The 22,637-nt window shown below is 62.8% G+C and carries 23 protein-coding genes and 1 pseudogene; 15 read left to right on the forward strand and 9 right to left on the reverse strand.

Annotated elements, in window-relative coordinates; all coding sequences use genetic code 11:
* The first annotated feature begins 24 nt into the window (after positions 1-24).
* The gene (locus tag X726_RS145555; RefSeq protein ID WP_023691555.1) at positions 25-519 is read left to right on the forward strand and encodes a DUF2314 domain-containing protein; all 495 of its coding nucleotides are present in this window, start codon (positions 25-27) and stop codon (positions 517-519) included.
* A 116-nt stretch (positions 520-635) separates the two neighbouring features.
* On the opposite strand, the gene X726_RS145550 is transcribed toward X726_RS145555, so the two are convergent.
* Together X726_RS145550 and X726_RS145545 are read right to left on the reverse strand one after the other, a co-directional pair.
* The gene (locus X726_RS145550; RefSeq protein WP_023672004.1) at positions 636-1,604 is read right to left on the reverse strand and encodes a DUF3137 domain-containing protein; all 969 of its coding nucleotides are present in this window, start codon (positions 1,602-1,604) and stop codon (positions 636-638) included.
* 46 nt (positions 1,605-1,650) lie between these two features.
* Positions 1,651-2,697 carry a CapA family protein gene (locus X726_RS145545; RefSeq protein ID WP_023672005.1) on the reverse strand — a complete coding sequence of 349 codons (1,047 nt, stop codon included), beginning with the start codon at positions 2,695-2,697 and terminating at the stop codon, positions 1,651-1,653.
* A 147-nt stretch (positions 2,698-2,844) separates the two neighbouring features.
* Between X726_RS145545 and X726_RS145540 the strand changes: the two genes are divergently transcribed.
* The 4 genes from X726_RS145540 (at position 2,845) to X726_RS1000000171240 (ending at position 9,579) form a co-directional block, all read left to right on the forward strand.
* A complete protein-coding gene (locus X726_RS145540) occupies positions 2,845-4,110 on the forward strand; it encodes a hypothetical protein (protein WP_023672006.1) in 1,266 nt (421 codons plus the stop codon).
* 122 nt (positions 4,111-4,232) lie between these two features.
* Positions 4,233-7,391 (forward strand): excinuclease ABC subunit UvrB, encoded by a 3,159-nt coding sequence (gene uvrB / locus X726_RS145535; protein ID WP_023672007.1) that lies wholly within the window; start codon positions 4,233-4,235, stop codon positions 7,389-7,391.
* 339 nt (positions 7,392-7,730) lie between these two features.
* Positions 7,731-9,257 carry an ABC-F family ATP-binding cassette domain-containing protein gene (locus X726_RS145530; protein ID WP_023672008.1) on the forward strand — a complete coding sequence of 509 codons (1,527 nt, stop codon included), beginning with the start codon at positions 7,731-7,733 and terminating at the stop codon, positions 9,255-9,257.
* A gap of 148 nt (positions 9,258-9,405) precedes the next feature.
* On the forward strand, positions 9,406-9,579 hold the full coding sequence (locus X726_RS1000000171240; RefSeq protein ID WP_023672009.1) for a hypothetical protein: 174 nt from the start codon (positions 9,406-9,408) through the stop codon (positions 9,577-9,579).
* 48 nt (positions 9,580-9,627) lie between these two features.
* Here X726_RS1000000171240 and X726_RS145525 read toward each other — a convergent pair whose 3' ends face one another.
* The gene (locus tag X726_RS145525; RefSeq protein WP_023672010.1) at positions 9,628-10,242 is read right to left on the reverse strand and encodes a glutathione S-transferase; all 615 of its coding nucleotides are present in this window, start codon (positions 10,240-10,242) and stop codon (positions 9,628-9,630) included.
* Between the two features lie 200 nt (positions 10,243-10,442).
* On the opposite strand from X726_RS145525, the gene X726_RS145520 reads away from it, so the two are divergent.
* Together X726_RS145520 and X726_RS1000000169545 are read left to right on the forward strand one after the other, a co-directional pair.
* Positions 10,443-10,871: a glyoxalase/bleomycin resistance/extradiol dioxygenase family protein gene (locus X726_RS145520; RefSeq protein WP_023672011.1), complete on the forward strand. Its 429-nt coding sequence runs from the start codon at positions 10,443-10,445 to the stop codon at positions 10,869-10,871.
* A gap of 71 nt (positions 10,872-10,942) precedes the next feature.
* Positions 10,943-11,272, forward strand: a pseudogene (locus tag X726_RS1000000169545) (DUF1428 family protein); the annotation flags it as partial.
* Positions 11,273-11,302: 30 nt separating this feature from the next.
* Here the strand turns inward: X726_RS1000000169545 and X726_RS145515 are convergent.
* Both X726_RS145515 and X726_RS145510 read right to left on the reverse strand, forming a co-directional pair.
* A complete protein-coding gene (locus X726_RS145515) occupies positions 11,303-12,937 on the reverse strand; it encodes a sulfotransferase (RefSeq protein ID WP_023672012.1) in 1,635 nt (544 codons plus the stop codon).
* A 203-nt stretch (positions 12,938-13,140) separates the two neighbouring features.
* Positions 13,141-13,323 carry a hypothetical protein gene (locus tag X726_RS145510; protein WP_023683727.1) on the reverse strand — a complete coding sequence of 61 codons (183 nt, stop codon included), beginning with the start codon at positions 13,321-13,323 and terminating at the stop codon, positions 13,141-13,143.
* Positions 13,324-13,646: 323 nt separating this feature from the next.
* Between X726_RS145510 and X726_RS145505 the strand changes: the two genes are divergently transcribed.
* Together X726_RS145505 and X726_RS145500 are read left to right on the forward strand one after the other, a co-directional pair.
* Positions 13,647-13,916, forward strand: a complete 270-nt coding sequence (locus tag X726_RS145505) for a hypothetical protein (RefSeq protein WP_023672014.1) — start codon at positions 13,647-13,649, stop codon at positions 13,914-13,916.
* Positions 13,913-14,179: a hypothetical protein gene (locus X726_RS145500; RefSeq protein WP_023672015.1), complete on the forward strand. Its 267-nt coding sequence runs from the start codon at positions 13,913-13,915 to the stop codon at positions 14,177-14,179. Before X726_RS145505 ends, X726_RS145500 begins: the two co-directional genes overlap by 4 nt.
* 729 nt (positions 14,180-14,908) lie before the next feature.
* Here X726_RS145500 and X726_RS145495 read toward each other — a convergent pair.
* On the reverse strand, positions 14,909-15,322 hold the full coding sequence (locus X726_RS145495) for a Kazal-type serine protease inhibitor domain-containing protein (protein WP_023672018.1): 414 nt from the start codon (positions 15,320-15,322) through the stop codon (positions 14,909-14,911).
* A 484-nt stretch (positions 15,323-15,806) separates the two neighbouring features.
* Here X726_RS145495 and X726_RS145490 point away from each other — a divergent pair, with 484 nt between their 5' ends.
* From X726_RS145490 to X726_RS145480, 3 genes are all read left to right on the forward strand, one after another.
* Positions 15,807-16,019, forward strand: a complete 213-nt coding sequence (locus tag X726_RS145490) for a cold-shock protein (RefSeq protein ID WP_006202520.1) — start codon at positions 15,807-15,809, stop codon at positions 16,017-16,019.
* A gap of 352 nt (positions 16,020-16,371) precedes the next feature.
* A complete protein-coding gene (locus tag X726_RS145485; RefSeq protein WP_023672019.1) occupies positions 16,372-16,584 on the forward strand; it encodes a cold-shock protein in 213 nt (70 codons plus the stop codon).
* Positions 16,585-16,776: 192 nt separating this feature from the next.
* Positions 16,777-17,202, forward strand: a complete 426-nt coding sequence (locus X726_RS145480) for a BA14K family protein (RefSeq protein WP_023672020.1) — start codon at positions 16,777-16,779, stop codon at positions 17,200-17,202.
* A gap of 66 nt (positions 17,203-17,268) precedes the next feature.
* Here the strand turns inward: X726_RS145480 and X726_RS145475 are convergent, their stop codons facing one another.
* The 3 genes from X726_RS145475 to X726_RS145465 form a co-directional block, all read right to left on the reverse strand.
* Positions 17,269-17,907, reverse strand: coding sequence for an MBL fold metallo-hydrolase (locus X726_RS145475; protein ID WP_023683724.1), 639 nt, complete (start codon positions 17,905-17,907; stop codon positions 17,269-17,271).
* 230 nt (positions 17,908-18,137) lie between these two features.
* Positions 18,138-18,452, reverse strand: coding sequence for a hypothetical protein (locus X726_RS145470; protein WP_023672022.1), 315 nt, complete (start codon positions 18,450-18,452; stop codon positions 18,138-18,140).
* Positions 18,453-18,597: 145 nt separating this feature from the next.
* Positions 18,598-19,491: a branched-chain amino acid aminotransferase gene (locus X726_RS145465; protein WP_023672023.1), complete on the reverse strand. Its 894-nt coding sequence runs from the start codon at positions 19,489-19,491 to the stop codon at positions 18,598-18,600.
* 244 nt (positions 19,492-19,735) lie between these two features.
* Here X726_RS145465 and X726_RS145460 point away from each other — a divergent pair, with 244 nt between their 5' ends.
* From X726_RS145460 to X726_RS145450, 3 genes are all read left to right on the forward strand, one after another.
* Positions 19,736-20,269 (forward strand): MarR family transcriptional regulator, encoded by a 534-nt coding sequence (locus tag X726_RS145460; protein WP_023683723.1) that lies wholly within the window; start codon positions 19,736-19,738, stop codon positions 20,267-20,269.
* Positions 20,256-20,975, forward strand: coding sequence for a response regulator transcription factor (locus X726_RS145455; RefSeq protein WP_023672025.1), 720 nt, complete (start codon positions 20,256-20,258; stop codon positions 20,973-20,975). The genes X726_RS145460 and X726_RS145455 overlap by 14 nt, the downstream gene beginning before the upstream one ends.
* Before the next feature lie 75 nt (positions 20,976-21,050).
* Positions 21,051-22,466, forward strand: coding sequence for an ATP-binding protein (locus X726_RS145450; protein WP_023672026.1), 1,416 nt, complete (start codon positions 21,051-21,053; stop codon positions 22,464-22,466).
* Positions 22,467-22,637: the final 171 nt, after the last annotated feature.

The following is a 22,637-nucleotide window of genomic DNA, read 5'->3' on the forward strand; positions in this document are numbered from 1 at the left end:
ATCGACACGCAGGAGCGCCATTTCATGAAGCATGCAGTTCGAACCGTGCTGTCCCTGGTGCTGGCCTTGGCGCCGATTCCGGCCGGTGCGCAGGATTCCGGCCAGGGCGGCGACAAGGTTGTAGGCGTCGCCAGGGACGATCCGGACATGGCGGCGGCCATTGCGCAGGCGCGCGCCAGCCTCGATGAATTCCTGTCCTTGTCGGATGCGCCGCCAGCCGGGACAACCAGCTACAAATTGAAAGTCGAGGTCAGGGACGGAGACGCCTCGGAGCATTTCTGGATCATCCCCTTCCACAAGACCGCGACCGGCTTTGCAGGAACATTGGCCAATGAGCCGCAAGCGGTGCACAATGTCGTGGCCGGCCAGGAACTCGAATTCAACCGGGACGATATTTCCGACTGGGGCTACACCAGAAACGGTCGCCAGGTAGGCAGCTTCACCGTCTGCGTGATGTTCAAGACGATGGCGCAAGAAGACGTCGAATATTACCGCCAGAACTACGGCTTCGACTGCTGAGGCGCGGCAGCCTGGCTAATGCATGCGCCCAAACAGGACCGCCGTTTTGGGGCAACGATATGCATGAAAACAAGACCTGAAGCGCGTCGCATGAATTCGTTTCGACGCGCGGCGCTTTAGGCCTCGCCATCCGTCGCGCCGATCTTGCGCACCAGCGCCGCGGTCGCCAAGATCGCGCCCATATCGGCGATCATCGGCGCGATGTGCTTGGTGTAATCGAGCGGCACGGAAATGGCGGGCAGTTCGAAGAAATTCTTCGGCTGCGGCAAGAGCAGGAAACCATCGCTGCCATTAAGTGCCACCCGCGCCGGATCATCGCGCCATGTCTCGTGCAGCCATTTCAGCGCCTGCGCCAGCCGGCCGCTCACCAGCGGCTGCGCGGCGGCGACATTGTCGGTGCGAAATTCGTAGTCGCCGTCGAGCAGCGGATCGCCGCTGGACAGTTCCTCCATCTTGCCGGCGAAGATGCCGCGGAAGAAACCGACCACCGCGTTGCTGCGGCGCGTCGCGACCAATATGCCGGGGAACGGCGCAATGGTCTCGAAGGCGACGACGACGCCCTTGAAGACCGTCGACGAGCCTTTGCCCGACCCTTGGCGCAACTCCGCCTCGTAGAGCTCGAACGGAAAATCCTCGTAGCGGCCTGATACGATGTCGTCGAAGCTCTGCCGGTTGAAGGCGCCGACCACGGCGCGCGGCAGCCGGTCGAAGGAATTCGGCGTCACGCTGTGCTGATAGCGCACATCCCTGATGAAGCCGAAGATGATCGGCAGCAGCGTGTCACGGAACGATTGCTGCAGCCGCGTCGCCGGCCTGATCGCCAGGAAGTACAGCAGCAGCGCCGCGAAGAAACCGCCGACATAGAGGAACACATGCGGCGTCGAGAACCATTGCTCGTTCAAGTCGGCGACCTTGTTGAACAGCCAGGCCACCAGCACGACAAAAACCAGCAGCAGCCCCAGAAACACCGGCACCCGCCAGCGCACCTGGCGGTAGGCCGAAGCCCGTCCAGCCTCATAGATCTCGATATTCTTCCTGATGCCGGCGACCACCGCTTCATCAGGCATGAACTCAGCTGCTTCCATCGCCCCCTCGCAAAGTCCGTTTATGCCTATAATAGCGGGAAAGTGGTCAGTCGCCAAAGATCGCCTTCAGCCTGGCTTCGACCTTGCCCTTCATCCGGCCAGTCAGCGCCTCGACCGGAACCAGCCGCTCATGCCCGCCTGCGCGCAACCGCATGAAGGCATGCATCCGGTAGCCGCCGATCGCGCCGCGCTTGCCGAGATCTGCGCTGACATCGACGACGAAAATGCCGGCGATGCGGCCGGGCCAGGGCTGCCGCGCCAGCGCCGTGCCGAGGAAGTCGCCAAGCCCGTAAGCCACGAGCGTCTTGCCGACCCATTGCACCGGCTGCACGACATGGGCGTGGTGCCCGGCAATCAGCCCCACGCCGTGACCGGCCAGCAACCTCGCCAGCGTTTGCGTTTGCGGCTGCGGAAAATGCCGGAACTCCCAGTCCCAGTGCGGCACCGCACAGGTGAGGTCGATGTTCTTGTCGGCCGCGCCTCTCGGCCATGCCGCCGGATCGCTTTGCATCGACACACGCTCATTGAAAACTGCGGCGTCGGCATTGCGCCACAGTGTGAAGGCGGCAAAGCCGATCGTCAGCGGCCCGGCCTTGACCTGCTCGACCGGTCCTTTTTTCGCGGTGCCGATGGTGCGGATGCCAAGCCGCTTCAGCGCCGCAGCCGTCTCGTCGAAACCGGCGACGCCCTGGTCGAGCACATGGTTGTTGGCCAGCGACAGCACGAGCCTTTCGCGCGCGATGCCTACGGCGGCAAGCGCCGCGGCAAGAAACCGCTCGCTCATCGCATGGTGAGTGCCAAGCCGCGTGCCAAACGCCACGCTCGGCCGCTCGACGACCGGACTTTCGCAATTGCCGATCACCAGATCGGCGGAGCCCAAGAGCTTTGCGATCTCCGGATCGCATTCCGGCGCACTATGGTTGGCCACCGCCGAAATATCGCCGACAAAGGCCAGCCGCACCTTCCGCCCTGGCGGTGGATCGATGAGTGTCGTTGCCGCGATCGGCGCAAAATCCCTGACATCGCCGCCAAGCGACGGTTTCAGGAAGCGCGGCAGCCATGACAGTGTGTAGGAAAGCGGATAGTTCGACACGCGACGCCCAATCGTTTGCCCAATCGGTTAGCTTGTGTAGACGGTCTGCCCGGGGAGTGTCGACCGTCAGTCCTTGAAACACTGCCGCCGGCAGACACGGCGCCAAATGCGTGTAATGTCTGCGCAATGGCACAGTGGAGGAATGAGATGACACGTTTTGCAGGCCTGCTGGCGTCCGCCTTCCTCCTGTTGCTGCCTTTATCGTCGGCCCGCGCCGCCGCGCCCGAAGCGGCGACCGCGCTGTTCGAGGCCAAAACGGTGGCTGAGCGCAACCGTGCGCTCACAACGCTTGAGTCTGCAGCGAAAGGCGATCCGGCGTCAGCCTACGCCGCCGGCGCCGGCGAATTCTTCACCGCCCTGGAAATCCTGGCCGGCGGCCTGCACCGCCACGGGTTCGAAAGCCCGCAATCCTTCATGCTGCCGCTGATGCGGCTGCCGATTCCGGACAATCCCAATCCCGAACCGCTGACCTATGAGCAGTTCCGCGCCATTCTGGTCGCCTTTCGCGACCGGTTGGAAGAGTCGGCGGTGACACTGGGTTCGGTGCCCGCGGGAGCCGATATCGGCATGGTCATCGACCTCACCCATCTCGGCATCGATCTCAACGAGGACAGCAGTATCACGCCGGATGAAAGCATCGCGGCGGTCATGGCCTCGCTGTCGCGCGGCGGCATCTCGTCGGACGCCGCCGCTCCCTCGCTCGCCTTCCGCTTCGACCGGGCCGACGGTTTCTGGCTGCAGGGCTATGCCGAATTCCTGATGGCGCAGGCCGATTTCTGGCTGGCGCATGATTTCAGGACCATGTTCGACGGCTCGTTCCACATGCTGTTCCCGCGCGCCAAACTGCCGCTGCAGGATGTTCTCGTACCTCCCGCCGGGGACATGGGCAGCAGCATCTTCTCATCGGAATGGCGCATTGCGGATTTCATCTCCATGGTTCACCTCGTCAATTGGCCGGTGGTCGAGCCCGAGCGCCGTCAAGCGGCGCGCCGCCATCTGCTCGAAATGATCCGGCTGTCGCGCCAGGACTGGAAGGCGATCCGCGCCGAGACCGACAATGACCGCGAATGGCTGCCGGGACCGCAGCAGAAGGGCGAGAACCCGCTCACCGGGCTCGAAGTCGGCGAGGAGCAGGTCGAGGCCTGGCTCGCCACTCTGACCATGGCCGAAGACCTTTTGGAAGGCCGCAAGCTGCTGCCGCATTTCCGCATCACGGTCAGCACCGGCCAGGGCATCAACATGAAGCGTTTCTTCGAAGAACCGAAGCCTTTCGACCTAGTGCTGTCGATTACCGGCCCGGCCATCGCGCCCTACCTCGAGAGCGGTGAGATCGTAACCAGCGGCGAGTTCGACCAGATCCAGCGCCAGTTCGGTGGCGGTGGGTTTTTGACCTTCGCGCTGTGGTTCAATTGAGCAGGCGGCCTGGCTTCGCGTAACACAGCTCCTGACACCCTTGTGTCAGGAGCTTCGACCCGCTTAGCGCCCTTCGCCACTGCACTCTTTCCATTTTGGCGGACTCTGCCCATATTTGGGGCATGGCCAAACTCCCTGACAAAAAGACACCGTCTCCGGCGGGTGACAACGGCGCTTCGCCGCCGAAGCGGCGCAGCCCGCTGACCGATTTCCTCGATGCCTCGGAGCCTCTGCACAGAGGCGGCTTCGCCGAGGCGCCGCAGGCCGACTTCACCGGCACGCCGCTGAGCGGCTCGATTGCCGACTGGGCAGAGCAGATAGAGCAGGAGGCCGAGAAGGAAGGGCGTAGTTCCGGCGGCGCCAAGCCGCCGAAGGTGGCGAAGAAGATTCCGGAACGCTCAACCTCCCCCGGCCGCAGTTCGCGCGGCACCTCGATGGGCGGCGCGGCCACGGCCCGCGAGCGCACCGCCGCCGGCCTCAACCCGGTCGCCGGTCTCGACATCTCGCTGGAAGACGCCGAGACGATGGCCTCGGGCAGCGTCACCGCGACGGTCGCGGCGCTGTCGGCGCTGATCGAATCCGGCAACCCGCTGCACAAGGACGGCGTGCTGTGGACGCCGCACCGCCCTGCCCGCCCGGAAAAATCCGAAGGCGGCATCGCCATCAAGATGGTGTCGGATTTCGAGCCGGCCGGCGACCAGCCGACCGCCATCAAGGATCTTGTCGAGGGCGTCGACAACAATGATCGCACTCAGGTGCTGCTCGGCGTCACCGGCTCCGGCAAAACCTTCACCATGGCCAAGGTGATCGAGCAGACGCAGCGCCCTGCTTTGATCCTGGCGCCCAACAAAACGCTGGCCGCGCAGCTCTATTCCGAGTTCAAGAAATTCTTCCCCGACAATGCGGTCGAGTATTTCGTCTCCTACTACGACTACTACCAGCCGGAAGCCTACGTTCCGCGCACCGACACCTTCATCGAGAAGGAATCCTCGATCAACGAGCAGATCGACCGGATGCGCCATTCGGCCACGCGTTCGCTGCTCGAGCGCGACGACGTCATCATCGTCGCCTCGGTGTCCTGCATCTACGGTATCGGCTCGGTCGAGACCTACACGGCGATGACCTTCCAGATGCAGATCGGCGACCGGCTCGACCAGCGGGCTCTGCTCGCGGATCTCGTCGCCCAGCAATACAAACGCCAGGACATCAATTTCGTCCGCGGCTCGTTCCGCGTGCGCGGCGACACGATCGAAATCTTCCCGGCTCACCTTGAAGACCGGGCGTGGCGCATCTCGATGTTCGGCGACGAGATCGAGGCGATCACCGAATTCGATCCGCTCACAGGCCAGAAGACCGGCGAGCTGAAGAGCGTCAAGATCTACGCCAACTCGCACTATGTGACGCCGCGTCCAACGCTCAACCAGGCGATCAAGTCGATCAAGGAGGAGCTCAAGCACCGGCTGGTCGAGCTCGAGCGCGCCGGCCGCCTGCTGGAGGCACAGCGGCTCGAACAGCGCTGCCGCTTCGATCTTGAGATGCTGGAAGCCACCGGCTCCTGCGCCGGCATCGAGAACTATTCGCGCTATCTCACGGGACGCCAGCCGGGCGATCCGCCGCCGACTTTGTTCGAATATATCCCCGACAATGCGCTGGTCTTCATCGACGAAAGCCACGTCACCGTGCCGCAGATCGGCGGCATGTATCGTGGCGACTTTCGGCGCAAGGCGACACTGGCGGAGTATGGTTTTCGCCTGCCCTCCTGCATGGATAATCGCCCGTTGCGCTTCGAGGAATGGGACGCCATGCGTCCGCTCTCCGTCGCGGTTTCTGCGACACCCGGCGCCTGGGAGATGGAACAGGCCGGCGGCGTGTTCGCCGAGCAGGTCATCCGCCCGACCGGCCTGATCGATCCGCCGGTCGAAGTCCGCCCGGCGAAAAGCCAGGTCGACGATGTCGTCGGCGAAATCCGCGACACCACGGCCGCCGGCTACCGCACGCTGGTCACCGTTTTGACCAAGCGCATGGCCGAAGACCTGACCGAATATTTGCATGAGCAAGGCGTGCGCGTTCGCTACATGCACTCCGACATCGACACGCTGGAGCGCATCGAGATTCTGCGCGATCTCCGCCTCGGCGCTTTCGACGTGCTGGTCGGCATCAACCTGCTGCGCGAAGGCCTCGACATTCCTGAATGCGGTTTCGTCGCCATCCTCGACGCCGACAAGGAGGGTTTCCTGCGCTCCGAGACGTCGCTGATCCAGACCATCGGTCGCGCCGCCCGCAACGTCGACGGCAAGGTCATCCTCTATGCCGACCAGGTCACCGGCTCGATGGAGCGGGCGATGGCCGAGACCAACCGCCGCCGCGAAAAGCAGATGGAATGGAACGCGGCCAACGGCATCACCCCGGAATCGGTGAAGTCGCGCATCTCCGACATTCTGGACTCGGTCTACGAGAAGGACCATGTCCGCGCCGATATCTCGCAGTTCACCGACGGCGCCGGTGCGATGATGGGCAACAATCTCAAGGCTCATCTCGACGCCATGGAAAAGCAGATGCGCGACGCCGCCGCCAATCTCGACTTCGAGAAGGCCGCCCGCATCCGTGACGAGATCAAGCGGCTGCGCGAGATGGAACTGTCCATCTCGGAAGACCCGCTGGCCAAATACGCCGACATGGAAAGCCCGGTCTCCGGCCGCGAGAAGGGCAAGCACAACAAGGGCGTGGCCAAGCACCGTACGGCTGAGGAACAGGAGCGTTTCCGCAAGTTCGACGACGCACGCGCGGCTGAAGAGGCGGCCAGGGCTGCCCGGTCCAACCTCTTCCGCAAGCCGGCGCTCGACGAAATGGGTGCCGAGGGCGCCGTGCCGGTGAAGAAGCCGCTATTTGCCAAGCCGTCGATCGACGATATGGGGCCTGGTACCGACATGCCGACGCCGTCAGGCGCGGTGTCGCGCTCGCTGTTCAAGAAACAGTCGGCGCAGGAAGCGCACGGCTCCGACTTCGGCATTCCGGGCGACGCGACTAGGCCCCTGTTCAAGAAGAACTCACTGGACGAGATGACGGTTCGGCGGACCGAAAAGCCGGTCGAAGGAAAAATGCCGGCCAAGCCCCAGCCAATCTCCCCCCAGCTGGGGGAGATGTCCGGCGGGACAGGCGCGAAGGATCGCGACGCCAAGCCAATGATTCGCCAGCGCGCCGGCATCGGCTCCTACGAAGACCCAGGCGACGCCCGCCGCGAAAAGCGCCGGCCGGGCAAGACGGGACGGCCGGGGAAATAGACCTCTTCCCTTCTCCCCTTGTGGGAGAAGGGAAGAGCGCTCCACCACCGCCGCATCCGTCGCCCACTTGCCTCCACCCCCGCCTTTGGTGTAATCGCTCCACACACTCAAAGTTTTGTCTTGAAAGGAGGGCTGCGTGTCTATCGATCACCATCGTCAGCGTGGCCCGATTTCTGCCCTGCGAGTTCGCTTGCAGGGCTGACCAGGGACATCACGGGTTTTTTCCCGCTTCGATTTTTTTGGTCTGCCCTTCGTGGTGCGCAAAGCTGAGCCTGATGGCCGGCACGCGCACCGTCAAAGTGCATTGAGCCGGACACCGGCAAGACCAGAGAAATCACAATGGCCCTGATCAGCCTCAAATCCCTCGGCGTCACCATGAGTGCGCCGCTGTTTTCCAACCTCGACCTCACCATCGGCACCGGCGACCGGCTCGGCATCGTTGCCGCCAATGGCCGTGGCAAGTCGACCTTGCTGAAGTGCCTGACCGGCGCAATGGAGCCGACCTCCGGCGACATTTCCCGCACGCGCGGCCTGCGCGTCGGCCATGTCGAACAATCCGTTCCTCCTGCCCTTCTCGGCCGCAGCTTCCACCAGGTGGTGGCCGACGCCTTGCCGGCGGGGCAGGCCGACAGCGAGATGTGGCGGGTCGACGTGGCGCTGGATTCGCTCGACGTGCCCGAGCCGATGCGCGAACGGCCGATGCAGGCGCTGAGCGGCGGATGGCAGCGGCTGGCGCTGATTGCCCGCGTCTGGGTCACCGACCCCGATGTGCTTTTGCTCGACGAGCCCACCAACCATCTCGACCTCGCCAAGATCAGCCAGCTGGAAAGCTGGCTGAACGCCCTGCCTCGCGAGGTGCCGGTGGTCATCGCCAGTCACGACCGCGCCTTTCTCGACGCCGTCACCAACCGCACGCTGTTCTTGCGCCCGGAGGACTCGCCGGTGTTTGCACTGCCCTATTCCAGGGCGAGGCAAGCGCTCGACGACCTGGACGCTTCGACGGCGCGCCGGTTCGAGCGCGACATGAAGGTGGCGCAGCAACTGCGCAAGCAGGCCGCCAAGCTCAACAACATCGGCATCAATTCCGGCAGCGACCTTTTGACGGTGAAGACCAAGCAACTCAGGGAACGGGCGGAGAAGCTGGAAGACGCCGCGGTATCGGCGCATCGCGAGAAATCAGCCGGCGCGATCCGGCTGGCCAACCGCGGCACCCATGCCAAGGTGCTGATTACGCTGGACGACGCCACGGTGGAAACGCCGGACGGCATGCTGCTGTTCAAGACCGGCAAGCGCCACATCTGCCAGGGCGATCGCATCGTGCTGCTCGGCCGCAACGGCGTCGGCAAGTCGCGTTTCGTCAACCTGATCCGCAATGCCATCTCCGAGCCTGACACGGTGCCGAACGTCAAAGTGACGCCGTCGACGGCGCTCGGTTACAGCGACCAGGCGCTGGCCGGCATCAGTGGCGACGACACGCCGCTGGCCATGGTCTCGCGCCGCTACGATGTCGGCGAGCAGCGCGCCCGTTCGCTGCTTGCCGGCGCCGGCGTTGTCATTGAGATGCAGGAGAAGAAGATCGGCGTGCTGTCCGGCGGCCAGAAGGCGCGGCTGATGATGCTGGCGCTGAGACTCGCCAACCCCAACTTCTACCTGCTCGACGAGCCGACCAACCATCTCGACATCGACGGCCAGGAAGCGCTGGAGGAGGAACTGCTCAAGCACCAGGCGAGCTGTGTGCTCGCCTCGCACGACCGTTCCTTCATCCGCGCCATCGGCAACCGCTTCTGGCTGATCGACAAGCGGAAGCTGACCGAAGTCGAAGACCCCGAGGATTTCTTCCGCTCAGTGGCTGAAACGGCGGGCTGAGGAACTACCACCATGGGCCGCACTGTGTTGCGGCCCATGGTTTCACATCTCCCAGAATATTTTCAGCGCCTCTGTCGGATCGCCTGAACCTGCTGCGTCCTTGGGATGCCGACACGATGATGCCGGCTTCATCTGAGGAGAACGCATCATGTCCATCCTGTCATCCATAGGCCGCGTCGCCGCCCGTTACGCACAGAACCGCGCCCGCTATCGCAGCGAGCGCGAGCTTCTGGCCCTGCCGATCGAACTGCGCAAGGATATCGGCTGGCCGGAAATCCTCATCGACGCGCAAAACGGCCCGCGGATCTGCAGGGCGCCCTGACCATGGGTCGGGAAAGATCGATGCAGGCCGCCGCGGGGCGACCGTTGCTCAGTCATGCGTATCGCCCGACAGCGGCGTCGCCTGCATCGATCGACGCTTTTCGAACGCCTCGAACCAGCGCGTCAGCCGCGCCCGCGCGCGAAAGGACGGCAGCTGGCGGAACGCCATCCAGGACAGCGTGGTGGCAAGCGCTATATGGCCGACATGGAGCGGTGTCTCGTCGTCCAGCGCGCTTTCGATCCAGTCATAACTGGCCTCGATTTTTTCCCGGTAGCCTTCGGCAAGCGCTGCATAGCGCAACTGTTCGGGCCGCCTTTCCGTCTCCCAGCGCAGGCCTATGCCCGTCTGCGCCAGGCCTTGGGCGACCGCCTGCAACCGCAACGCCTGCCAGCGCGCTTCGCCGTCCTGCGGCAGCAATTTGCGGCCGTCATGCAGCGTATCGAGATAGGCGCAGATGACATCGGAATCGAAGAGCGGCGGCGCATCCGGCCGCAGCAGCACCGGCACCTTGCCGAGCGGGTTTTCGGCGTAGACACTGGCATTGCGCAAGGTCGGGCTGGTCTCGTGATGAATGACCTCGAGCCGGTCGGCAAGCCCGACCTCATGGGCGAAGACGAGCGCTTTGCGCGCAAAGGGCGAATGGGTCTGGTAATAGAGGATCATTGTCGTCTTAGCGGGGTTAAAGGAGCAGTCCCCTTTCTAGCCTGCTGACAGCGAGCATTGCGCTCTGATTGGGCGCCGCCGACGCAAGTTCGTTTCGCCAGAAAATCGCATCAGACATGTAGGATCGCGGCCGGCTCGTTCGTCCTGGGGTTCGCAAGGCCAAACCAAATGCCCAGACCAAACCCAAAGAGGAACAAGACATGACCGACCAGACCCCCATTCAGCCGGCCGCGAAAGTTCTCGGTGGATTGACCCCCTATCTGCAGCTGGACGGCGCCTTCAAGGCCGCCGAATTCTACAAGAAGGCTTTCGGCGCCGAACAGGTGTTCTTCTATCCGCCCGATGAGCAGGGCCGCACCATGCACATCCATCTCCACATCAACGGCTCGACGCTGATGATTTCCGATTTCTACCCCGAAAACGGCATGCCTGCCGTCAAGCCGCAGGGCTATACCATGCAGCTCCATCTCGGCGCCGACGAGATCGATGACTGGTGGAAGCGCGCGGTCGATGCCGGCTGCGAAGTCGCAGTGCCGCTGCAGCTGATGTTCTGGGGCGACCAGTGGGGCAACATGCGCGATCCCTTCGGGGTCGAATGGGCGATGAACGCGCCGGCGAAGAAAGACTGACCACTGCTGACAAAGCTCCTCACCGGCTGACGCCGGTAAGGAGCTTTGTGAGATACTCCAAGGAGAACCTGATGTCCTATGTCGATGGTTTCGTGCTCGCCGTGCCGAAGGCAAATATCGATGACTACAAGAAGCTGGCCAACCTCGCAGGCCCGATATGGAAGGAACACGGAGCGCTCGCCTATGTCGAATGTATCGCCGACGACGTGCCCTATGGTGAGTTGACCTCGTTTCCGCGTGCCGTTCAGGCAAAAGACGACGAGATCGTCGTCTTTGCTTGGGCCGTCTATTCGTCCAGGCAAAGCCGCGACGCGGTAATGGCCAAGGTGATGGCCGATCCCCGTTTGACACCCGATTTGGGGCCCATGCCCTTCGATATGAAGCGCATGATCTTCGGCGGCTCCAGCCCTTCATCGAGCTTTAGCCGCTGCTCAGTCCAGCTTGTCCAGCAGCGGCTTCAACCTGTCGCCATAGCGCTTCCAGAGATCGACCGAGCCCTGATACATCGGCTGGCGCACCTGCGCGGCCGAGGCCGTGCGCACCGGGCGGTCGGTCTCGTGGAACGACAGCGCCTTGTCGTCCCAGGACAGGCCGAGATGCCCGATCAGCGCCCGCGTCTGTCCCTCCTGGTCGGCCACGAAATCCTCGTAACGCACGTCATGGACGACGCCCGGCAGAACATCGTGCCAATGCGCCATGATGTCGGTGTAGATGTTGTGGAAATCGGCGAGCTCGCCCAGATCATAGCCGTAGCGGTGGTTGTCGCCGCGGAAATGCACCTTGTAGATCGAAAGGCAGGTCGCCGCCGCATCGCGCGCGCAATGGATGATCTTGGCTTTCGGCAGCATCATATGGATGAAGCCGATGAGCAGGAAGTTGCCGGGCATCTTGTCGGTGACATGCCTGAAGTTGGGATAGCGCTCATGCAGCATGTCGAGATAGGCTTGGCCCGCCTCCGCAAACTCCGCGTCGGATACATCGACCAGTCCCCAGGGGAACCCTCCCGGCATGGTCAGCGGAAATTGCTTGCCGACCGCGGTTTTCAACATGCTGAGCTCGCCCGCGCCATAGACTTGTGGATGGCTGGCGATGATCTGTTCGACCAGCGTGGTGCCGGAGCGCGGCATGCCGACGACGAAAATCGGCGTGTCGTCGGAGATTGCACTTGGCTTGTGCTTTTCGAAAAAGCCGGCGTTGAACACCGTCTTCATCGCCTCGAATTCGGCCCGCGTCCTGACCGGATCATAATCGATGCCCTTGCGGCGGATCGCATTGCCTTCAGCGAAATAGTCGAAGGCCCTGTTGTAGTCCTTCAAATCGTCATTGGCCTTGCCGAGACCGAAGGACAGCTGCATGCGCGCCAGGCTGTCGGCCGGCGCCTTGGCATGCTGGGCCTCCATGCCGGCGAGTTCGGCGTCGCGCTCCTTCTGGCGCTTGACCTGCGTCAGCATCAGCCAGGCTTTTGCCATGCCTGGCGTGATCGCCAGCGCCTGCCGGAACAGGTCGGCCGCCTCATCGAGCTTGCCTTTTTCCATCAGCCCGACGCCGAGCCCGTGCAACAGGTCGGCATCCCTGGGCCGGATCGTCAGCGCCTCGCGAAAGGTCGCCAGCGCCTCGTCCAGACGACCGGCTTCCTGCAACGTTTCGGCAAGCCCGATGCAGGCGCGGACATGGAAGGGATTGCGCCCGATTGTGCCGCGATAGATGTCCTCCGCAGCCTCGAACTGGCCGAGCTGTTTCAACGCCGAACCCAGATTGTCGCGTGCCGCGAGCTGGTCGGGCTTGAGATCTACCGCGCCGCGGAAGAAATCGGCGGCCGCTGCGATGCGGCCGAGATCGCGCATCACCGTGCCGAGATTGTTGAGGAAATCGGGATTCTTCGGCTGCAGACGCACAGACTGCTCGATCAGCTCCAGGCCTTCGGGGTTGCGCCCGGTCTGGTGCAGCAACAGGCCCAGGAAATGCGCCGCTGCCGGGTGATTGGCCTTGCGCGCCAGCACCTGCCGGTACAGCGTCTCGGCCTCCTGCCGGCGCCCGGCCTGATGCAGCTGCAGCGCCTGCTGCACATATTGGTCGAGGCCCAGCGGCGGCTGTCCGCCAGCTCCAGCACCCGCCGCTCTTCTCTGATCTCTGTTGATGGGAAACCTGCCGTGTTTTGTCCGCTTGCCGCGATCTAGGCCATCGGCGCTGCAGGTTCAAGGGAAGAGTGGGCTCGCCAAGGGCGCGGACCTCTTCGAAACTCTAGAGGAATTCCAGGAAAATGTAGCGTTCAAATCAGCCGGTTGCTCTCGGCGAGCCGGCGCTCCCGCCGTTGCGTGCCGTCGGTGTCGGCAATCTTGCGCCGTGCCGCTTCGTCGCTTCTTATCGTCAGGCGCACTGATATTGCCTTGGGGAAGAGGACGATTGGCTCGATTGTTGCGGTCGGACGATCCGGCGTTTTCATGAATCTCATATATTTTTGCCTTTCGTAAAAAATAATCTTAGGGGCACCGGAATAATTATTCCGATGCGCTCTAAATAAGAAATTGGCTGATATTGTTCCACGATAGCAGATTTATTAGGGGTTTATACGAGAAATTTTTTATACCGGTCGAGCCGTGGCGGAAATCAGCTTGAATAGCCAACAATTTCGGATTATTGATCTGAGATCGTTTTTTGGGTCAAGCTTGGCATATAGCGGCGTCGGAGATACTCGACCCGCCAAACTCATTCCAATCGCCGATGGTTGAGTTCCCGGTTGATGCCGGAAAGCATCGACGAACCAGAGCCAAGCCAATGCCGGATCGCACCACCCGTTCCATCGCCCATTTCGCGGCACCCTTCGTGCTTGGCGGGCTGGAAGGGCAACTGCCGGCCGGCGACTATGACATCGATCACGACGAAGAGCTGATCGAGGGCATGTCGCGGCTTGCCTGGCGTCGCGTCGCCACCTTCATCCATTTGCCGGCAAGGGCGGTGAAGAACCCGGCCACCAGCCAGCTTGTCGCCATCGACTACCTCGAACTCGAAACAGCGCTGAGGCGCGACCAGGAGAACGCAGCATGATCCGCTTCCAGCAGAATGCGCGTCCGCGCACCGACACGCCCTCGCACCTCTTCGCCATCGGCCAGACCGTGCGCATGAAGAGCCGCAGCGGGCTCGCCCAGAAGACCGCCGAGCTGTTTCAGATCAAGAGCAGATTGCCGGTCAAGGATGGCTCGCCGCAATATCGCATCCGCAGCGAGGAGGAGACCTATGAGCGGGTCACCACGGAAGACAACCTCGAAGTAGCGGACGCCCCGGCTGTCCCCGACAGCCAGGCAGTCTGACACCGCACCCACCCAGCACGTACGAAGGAGCAGACAGATGGCCAAGGGTCAGCAGCGCAGCAATCGCGAAACGCGCAAGCCCAAGAAAGACAAGGTGGTGGCCAAGGCCGCCTCCCCGTTCGGTTCCTCGGTCAAGCAGCCGAGAGCAGCCTGAAGCCGAAGTCGAAGGGCTGACCAGGCAGGGCGCGCCTGGCGCACCTGCCGGCAATGGACTGACGATCTCGGACTGACGATCTCGCGCAAAACTCTGCAACGGAGGCTTGCTTGACGTTCTTCGTCGAGCCGCTCGCGCGACGTCGACGAAGCCACGCTCGACAAGGTATCGCTGGACGCGCCGAACCTGCGCGCCGCCCTGCAGGGCGCCACCGCGCTGTTCCACAGCCTCGCCATGCCGCAGATCCCCGACCGTCTGCGCATTTGCGACGAGGACGGCGCAGAGCTTTATGCCGGCCCGGCCGACGGGGCGTATTCGGCGTAGGCAACCACTCCGATCCGCGACCTTGCCTTCTCCCTTGGGGGTGAGAAGCGGTCCGCGCAGCAGACGAAAAGCCAATTGTTGGCTTTTCGAGTTTCGAACGCCCTGAGCCTGCGAAGGACCAAGGGTGGTCCGGTCCACCCGCCCGGTCCCCACTGCTTCGCAGGGTCCCGGCATTCGCCGCCTTTTTTATCGTGCCAGTGGGACGGTGAATTCGCCTCCGGCGGACTCACCCGACAGGGGAGAAGGAAAAATCAGCAGGGGCCGTCCTCGACGACGCGGTAGTCGGCGGCACGGGCCTCGCAGGCGTTGGGAAAGGTGCGCAGCTCGCCATGGCGGCGGGCGCAGACCGGGGCGTATTCGCGCGTGCAGAATGTCGGCTCTTCGCCACCACCGCCACCACCGCCGCCGTCGCGGCAAGGGCCGTCGCGAACGATGCGGTAGCCTTCCCGTTCGGCAAGGCAGGCATTGGCGAAGGTCTGGCGGTCACCGCCGCGCCGCGCGCAGACCGGCTCGTATTGCCTGGTGCAGAATTCCGGTTCCGGCCGTGGCGGGCGCGGACGTGGTCCCGGCCCGTCATCGACGACGACGGTGCAGGCCGCAAGAAGACCCGACAGGAAGAGAATAGTAAAACCCTGGCGCGAGAAGATCGTCGCAAGAAATCTCATGAATATGCCTCCCTCGAGACCCCCGTCCCCGGCGCAAAACGCGCCTGTCGATCCTCGCCATTCCCTTGCCAAATGCAACCCCCGTTTGCGGCGCGGGAGCCATGCGATGCCCGGCCCGCGCATTGCTTTGGCCCTGGACCAAACCGCTGGACCATGCGTGGCCGGGCTCTGGCTGATGAACTCTTAAGAACCCAGGTTTATCGAAGCGCCTTCGTTGGGATGCGTCGATGGACGCGGCCCGCGGCGCTATCTTGCAACGATCACGTTTCCGTGCGATAAATTTTGTGTTCGGGCATTTGCGACCCGGAGAGCGGAACGTTTTGGACGACCTTTCCCCGATACTGTGAATCTCTGACGGCCCCATTTTCGGCGGGGGGTTTTACCATGCGCAAATGCAGGACTGCCGAAGCAACCACCGGGACTTGCCCACGATGCCAGGCGGCGGGCAAACCATAAGACTGACACGGGTGAAGGAGTTTCCCCAATGGCCCAGACCGGCACCGTTAAATTCTTCAACGCGACCAAAGGCTTCGGCTTCATCACGCCCGACGGCGGCGCCAAGGATGTGTTCGTCCACATTTCCGCGATCGAGGCCTCGGGCCTGCGTACCCTCGTCGACGGCCAGAAGGTCACCTTCGACGTTGAACCCGACCGCATGGGCAAGGGTCCGAAGGCGGTCAACCTCCGCGCGGCCTGAACCGGCGGTGCCCGCGCGCCCGTCAGGGCGCTCGAAAAAGCACCTAAAGCGTGTTTGAACCGGCTTTGTCAGCCGTCCAGAGTTTCGAAGGCGCGACGTTTCCCGTTGCGCCTTTTTCATGACCGCCGTCGCCGGAGGCAAAGGACGCTTTATCGGTCAATGCCGTGGCTGATCGCCGGAGCAATCGTCTGGCGCGAATTGCCTTCGGTGCCACGATCTATTTGACCAGCCTTCAGCGTTGCCGCCGTCGCCAAAACTTTCTCTTGCCGATAGCGCTAAAATAAAGGACAAATTTCCCTTCGGGCATTTGCCGGCCCGAAACTGGACTTTATGGGATCAAAGGGAGCTTCCCATGCCGCAGACCGGCACCGTCAAATTCTTCAATCATGCCAAAGGCTTCGGCTTCATTACGCCCGACGACGGGCAGAAGGATGTCTTCGTTCATATTTCGGCCGTGCAGGCTTCGGGTCTTTCCGGTCTGGAGGATGGACAGAAAGTGACATTCGACACCGAGCCGGACAAGCGCGGCAAGGGTCCGAAGGCCGTCAACCTGTCGGTCGGCTAAGCTGGCTCAAGACAGTCCGGACGGAGATTGACGAGGCGGAGCGCCTTGCGTACGCGCTTGGTTTTGCCGCAAGAACTGGATCGTATCAGCCAATTCCGTTCAGCCCCCGTTCAGCCACGGTCTTCTATTAATCGTCCCCTAGGCTGGACCGCATCCCCGAAAACTATCCGGGCCGGCACGAAGGAGACCAAAATGAATCGCATTTTCAAGACCGCCATCCTGGGCGCCGCTCTCGCCGCGACCACCCTCGCCACCTTGCCTGCCGCCAATGCCAAGGACTGGAACCGCTGGCATCATGGCCATGGTCGTCATCATAATGGCGACGCGCTTGCGGCCGGTGTCGTCGGCCTTGCGGCCGGCGCTCTGATCGCCGGTGCGCTGAGCAACCCGCAGCCGCGCTACAGCAGCTATGATGACGATTACGACTACCGCGAAGTGCGGCCGGCGCCGGTGCGCCGTTACTATGCCGAACCGCGGGTCGTCTATGCCGACCGCTATGCCGAGCCGTGGACCCGCGACTGGTACGAATACTGCTCGGACCGCTACCGGAGCTTCAATGCCCGCAGCGGCACGTTCACCGGCAATGACGGTGAGCAGCATTTCTGCGTCGCGAATTGAGCTTCCCTGTCCCACAAAAAGCGCTGACCGCAAGGCCAGCGCTTTTTTTTTGGCAGAAAGACATCGCTAAGTCAGGAAGGGATTGGTCCGCCTCTCCTCGCCAAAGCGGCCACCCGGGCCGTGGCCGCAGATGAAGCCGATCTCGTCACCGAGCGGCAAAAGCTTGTCCTTGATCGAGGCGATCAGCGCCGCATGGTCGCCGCCCGGCAGGTCGGTGCGCCCGACCGAGCCGCGAAACAGCACGTCGCCGACATGAGCGAACTTCGCCGCGCGATTGTAGTATACGACATGGCCGGGCGCATGGCCGGGGCAGTGCAGCACCTCGAACATATGTGAGCCGAACGAAACCGTCTCGCCCTCTGCGAGAAACCGGTCGGGCACGCAGTTGCGCGCCCCGGCAATGCCGTAGCGCTGGCCCTGGTTCTCGAGATTGTCGAGCAATAGCTTGTCGGCTTCGTGCGGGCCGATGATCTCGATGCCGAGTGCTTCCTTCAGCTCCATGGCGCCGCCGGCGTGATCGATGTGGCCATGGGTGATCCAGATCGCAGCGGCGGTGATCGCATTGTCCTTCAGCACCGCCAGCACCTTGTCGATGTCGCCGCCCGGATCGACGACGACGCCATGCTTGTCATCCATGTCGAACAGGATGGTGCAGTTCTGCTGGAAAGGCGTGACCGGCACGATGCCGGCATTGAGCTGACCCATGATTGTCCTTTCGCTGTTCCAGCGTGATGTAGAGGCGCGGGCGAAGGCCGTCCACTGCTGAAAGGCAAACAGTCCGTCCCAAAACAGAAATGGGCGGCCCAACGGCCGCCCATTTGACGAAGCCTGAGTCTCGAGCAATTCCAGGAAAAGTGTAAAGCGGTTTTCCGTCCGGAATTGGGTAAAACAACAAACTAGATCATTCGCCGTGAAACGGTGAATGATCTAGAGGCTTACTTCTTCATCGCGCCCATGACCGCACCGATGATGCCGGTCAGGATGGCGCCGCCGCCGGCGCCGCCGAGCAGGTTTTTGAGGTTCAGCGTATCGCCCAATCCGCCCGCTGCCGTTGCAGCCGCTGCCGGGTCGGCCGTGCCGCCGAGCAGGCTGCCGAGGATCGCCGCCCCGCCGACGCCGCCAACCGCGCCGCCGAGGATTTTGGTCAACTGGCCCATCGCCGCATTCTTCAGCGCAACGCCGACCGCCTGACCACCGACAACACCTGCAATTACCTGTACAACGAGCGCAATGAGCGTATTCGTATCCATGTACCTAGTCCCTCCATAGCTGCCAGCCTCCCGGGCCGACACCATCATGAGACGCTGAATTGTACGAAAGTCAAATGCACAGATGCTGAAATAAAGGGGCCGGCCTCAAAACCGCCCCTGCTTGCGAAAAAAGCTGTGACTTTCGTTATTCTGCGGCTATCGCATGCTTAGGTTGCACCGCAGCAGAATAGTCGTTCATCAAAGTCTTGGCGATCTCGCCGACCTCGAATCGGTACGGACCGATCTCGGAGACCGGCGTCACTTCCGCTGCCGTTCCGGTGAGGAAGCACTGTTCGAAGCCTTCGAGTTCCTCAGGCATGATGGCGCGCTCGACGACTTCAAGGCCGCGGTCCTTGGCGAGGCCGATGACGGTGCGGCGGGTGATGCCGTCGAGGAAGCAATCGGGCTTCGGCGTGTGGATCTTGCCATCCTTGACGAAGAAGATGTTGGCGCCCGTTGCTTCGGCGACCTGGCCGCGCCAGTCGAGCATCATGGCATCGGCATAGCCCTTGGCCTCGGCGGCATGCTTGGACATGGTGCAGATCATGTAGAGGCCGGCGGCCTTCGACTTCGACGGCGCGGTGCGCGGATCGGGCCGGCGCCATTCCGCCAGATCGAGACGGATGCCCTTGAGCTTCTGCGCCGGGTCGAAATAGCTCGGCCATTGCCAGATGGCGATGGCGCAGTTGATGCGGCTGTTCTGCGCCGACACGCCCATCTGTTCGCTGCCGCGCCAGGCGATCGGCCTGACATAGGCGTCCTGGAACCCCTGCTTCTTCAGAAGGGTGGTCGAGGCGTCATTGAGCTCGGCCACGGAATAGGGAATATTGAAGCCGAGCAGGCGCGCCGATTCATGCAGGCGCTCGGTGTGCTCGTTGAGCTTGAAGATGGCGCCGCCATAGGCGCGCTCGCCCTCGAAGACGGCGCTGGCATAGTGCAGGCCGTGGGTCAGCACGTGGATCTTGGCGTCGGCCCATTTGACGAACTCGCCGTTGATCCAGATGAAGCCGTCCAGTTGGTCGAAGGGAACGGATGCCATGGAAACCTCCCGCGGGCGGCGACCCGCATATCATTGGTGTTGTTCTTGTTGCGCGACAGCCGCGTCGGGCGGCCCTTGAAGCGTAAGCGGAGAATCGAACTCTGGCAAACTCAGGAAGTTCCGGAAAAACCGCACTCCCTTGCCTTTTCGTTCGCATTCAGCCGAAAAGCTTGTCAAAAATTACCATTGCGGGGAAATTACGTCAATAGTACTGACATAATTTCCCTCTATGGACGGAGAAATGATGACGGATCGAAGCCCAGCTGCCGGAAAACCGATCAAGACGCCGATCACCGACGAAGACGGCATCGACTTTGCCATCATCGAACTGTTCTTCTTTGCCTATCGCGATTTCACTTCCGATCCCGACCAGATCCTGGCCGATTACGGCTTTGGCCGCGCCCATCACCGGGTGCTGCATTTCGTCAACCGCCGGCCGGGACTGACGGTCGCTGAACTGCTCGACGTGCTCAAGATCACCAAGCAGAGCCTGGCGCGGGTGCTCAAGCAGCTGATCGACACCGACCATATCGTGCAATTGCAGGGTCCGCGCGACCGCCGCCAGCGGGAGCTCTATCCGACAGCCAAGGGGCGCGCCCTGGCGCTGGCCCTGGCGCGGCCACAGTCACGCCGCATCCGTGCTGCATTGGAAGATTCCGGAGCCAGCGAGCGTCCCTTGATCGAACGATTCCTGGAAGCCATGGTCAATCCGGAACTAAGGGCGCAGATCGACATTGTGCCTGCAAACATGTCAGGGAAAAGCCATGGAGACCATTGAGAGGGTGGACCAGCCGACGGCGCCGGACGATGACGCGCCGCATCTGCTTGTGGTCGACGACGACACCCGCATTCGCAATTTGCTCAAGCAGTATCTGACCGAAAATGGTTTTCGCGTCACAGTCGCCGGAAATGCCGGCGAGGCCAGGCGAAAGCTTGCAGGACTCGACTTCGACCTCCTTGTCCTCGACGTCATGATGCCCGGAGAGACCGGCGTCGACCTCACCAAGGCGCTGCGGGCGGAGAAGAACGTACCGATCCTGATGCTCACCGCGCTATCGGAAACCGACAGCCGCATCACTGGGCTCGAGGCCGGCGCCGACGACTATCTGCCCAAGCCCTTCGACCCGCGCGAACTGATCCTGCGCATCAACAACATTCTGCGCCGCGGCGGCCCGGCGACGACGCCCAAGGTCGAGCAGCTGGTCTTCGGCCCCTACACCTTCCAGATCGCCAGGCGCGAGCTGAAGCGGGGCGGCGAGGCGCTGAAGCTGACCGACCGCGAGCAGGAGATCTTGGCGATCTTTGCCGCGCGGGCCGGCGAAACGATCCCGCGTCACGAGCTTGTCGGCGACGATTCGGAAGTCGGCGAGCGCACCATCGACGTCCAGATCAACCGCCTGCGCCGCAAGATCGAGCGCGATCCGTCCAATCCGGTCTGGCTGCAGACGGTGCGCGGTATTGGGTATCGGCTCAGCGTGGAATAGAATGCCGCTGACGGCCGCCCTTGGCCATAGATGTGTGGCCATCGACCAGCGGCCATTGACCCAGCGGAAGGATAAATGGCGACCACGCAACTGGAACGGCCGGAACAAGGCGGCTTTGGCGCGCGCGTATCACGCGCGCTGAAAGCAATGCCGCGTGCCTGGAAGCGGTTCTGGCGGCTGGTTGCGTTCTATATGCCCAAGCGGCTTTATGCCCGCTCGCTGATCATCGTCATCGCGCCGATGATCCTTCTGCAGTCGGTCGTCGCCTTCGACTTCATGGAACGCCACTGGGCAACCGTGACGCAGCGCCTGTCGCAGGCCACCGTGCGCGACATCGCCGCGATCATCGACATGATCGAGACCTATCCGCATGATGGCGACTACGCCAACATCATCCGCATCGCCCAAGACCGCATGCAGTTGAAGGTCGACCTCTTGCCGCCCGACCCGTTGCCGGCGCCTGGACCCAAGCCCTTCTTCTCGATCCTTGACGACGTCCTTTCCACCGAGATCACCCGCCAGATCAACCGCCCGTTCTGGATCGACACGGTCGGCAATTCCAACATCGTCGAGGTCCGCATCCAGCTCGAGGGCAAGGTGCTGCGCGTCTTCGTGCGCCGCAGCCAGGCCTATGCCTCCAACACCCACATCTTCCTGATCTGGATGGTCGGGACGTCACTGGTGCTGCTGACGATTGCCATCCCCTTCCTTCGCAACCAGATCCGGCCGATCCTGTCTCTGGCCGAGGCCGCCGAAAGCTTCGGCAAGGGCCGGCCGATGCCGCGCGATTTCCGCCCACGCGGCGCCGAGGAGGTTCGACGGGCCGGCTTTGCCTTCATCCAGATGCGCGAGCGCATCGAACGCCAGCTGGAACAGCGCACCGCCATGCTGACCGGCGTCAGCCACGATCTCAGAACCATCCTCACCCGCTTCAAGCTGCAGCTGGCGCTGGCTGGCGGCAAGCCCGAGACCAAGGCCGCGCTCAACCAGGACATCGACGACATGCAGTCGATGCTGGAAGGCTATATCGCCTTTGCCCGCGGCGAAGCGTCGGAAGATGCCGGCCATTTCGATCTCGAGGCCTATTTCCAAAAGCTCGGCGAGGAGGCGTCGCTGCACAAGCGCAAGCTATCGACCGTGCTTGCCGGTGATCCGGACGTGCATGTGCGCCCGCACGCTTTCGCCCGGCTGTTGTCCAATGTCGCCGGCAATGCCTTGCGCTATGCCAAGACGGTGGAGATCAGCGCCGATCACGGCCGCGGCTCACTCGTCGTCACCATCGACGATGACGGTCCGGGCATCCCGCCGGAAAAGCGCGAGGACGTGTTCAAACCGTTCGTGCGGCTCGACGAGGCGCGCAACCTCGACGCCAGCGGCACCGGCCTTGGTCTCTCTATCGCCCGCGATATTGCCCGCAGCCATGGCGGCGACATCATGCTGGAAGACAGCCCGCTCGGCGGCCTGCGGGCGGTGATCAAGGTGCCCGCCTGACCAAAGCATGATCTGGAAGGCGGGCTCGGCCAAAAACCACCTTCATCCGCCCGTCATGAAACCATGGTCAAGAGCGCGCATGAAGCGCGCGACCTCAGTTGATTCGGCTCAGCCGCCTTACTTCGACCTCGTGCATGCCCGGGTGCGGTGGAGCGAAGCGAGGGCAGCCGG

The sequence above is a fragment of the Mesorhizobium sp. LSJC285A00 genome (assembly GCF_000503155.1).
Taxonomy (GTDB): Bacteria; Pseudomonadota; Alphaproteobacteria; order Rhizobiales; family Rhizobiaceae; genus Mesorhizobium.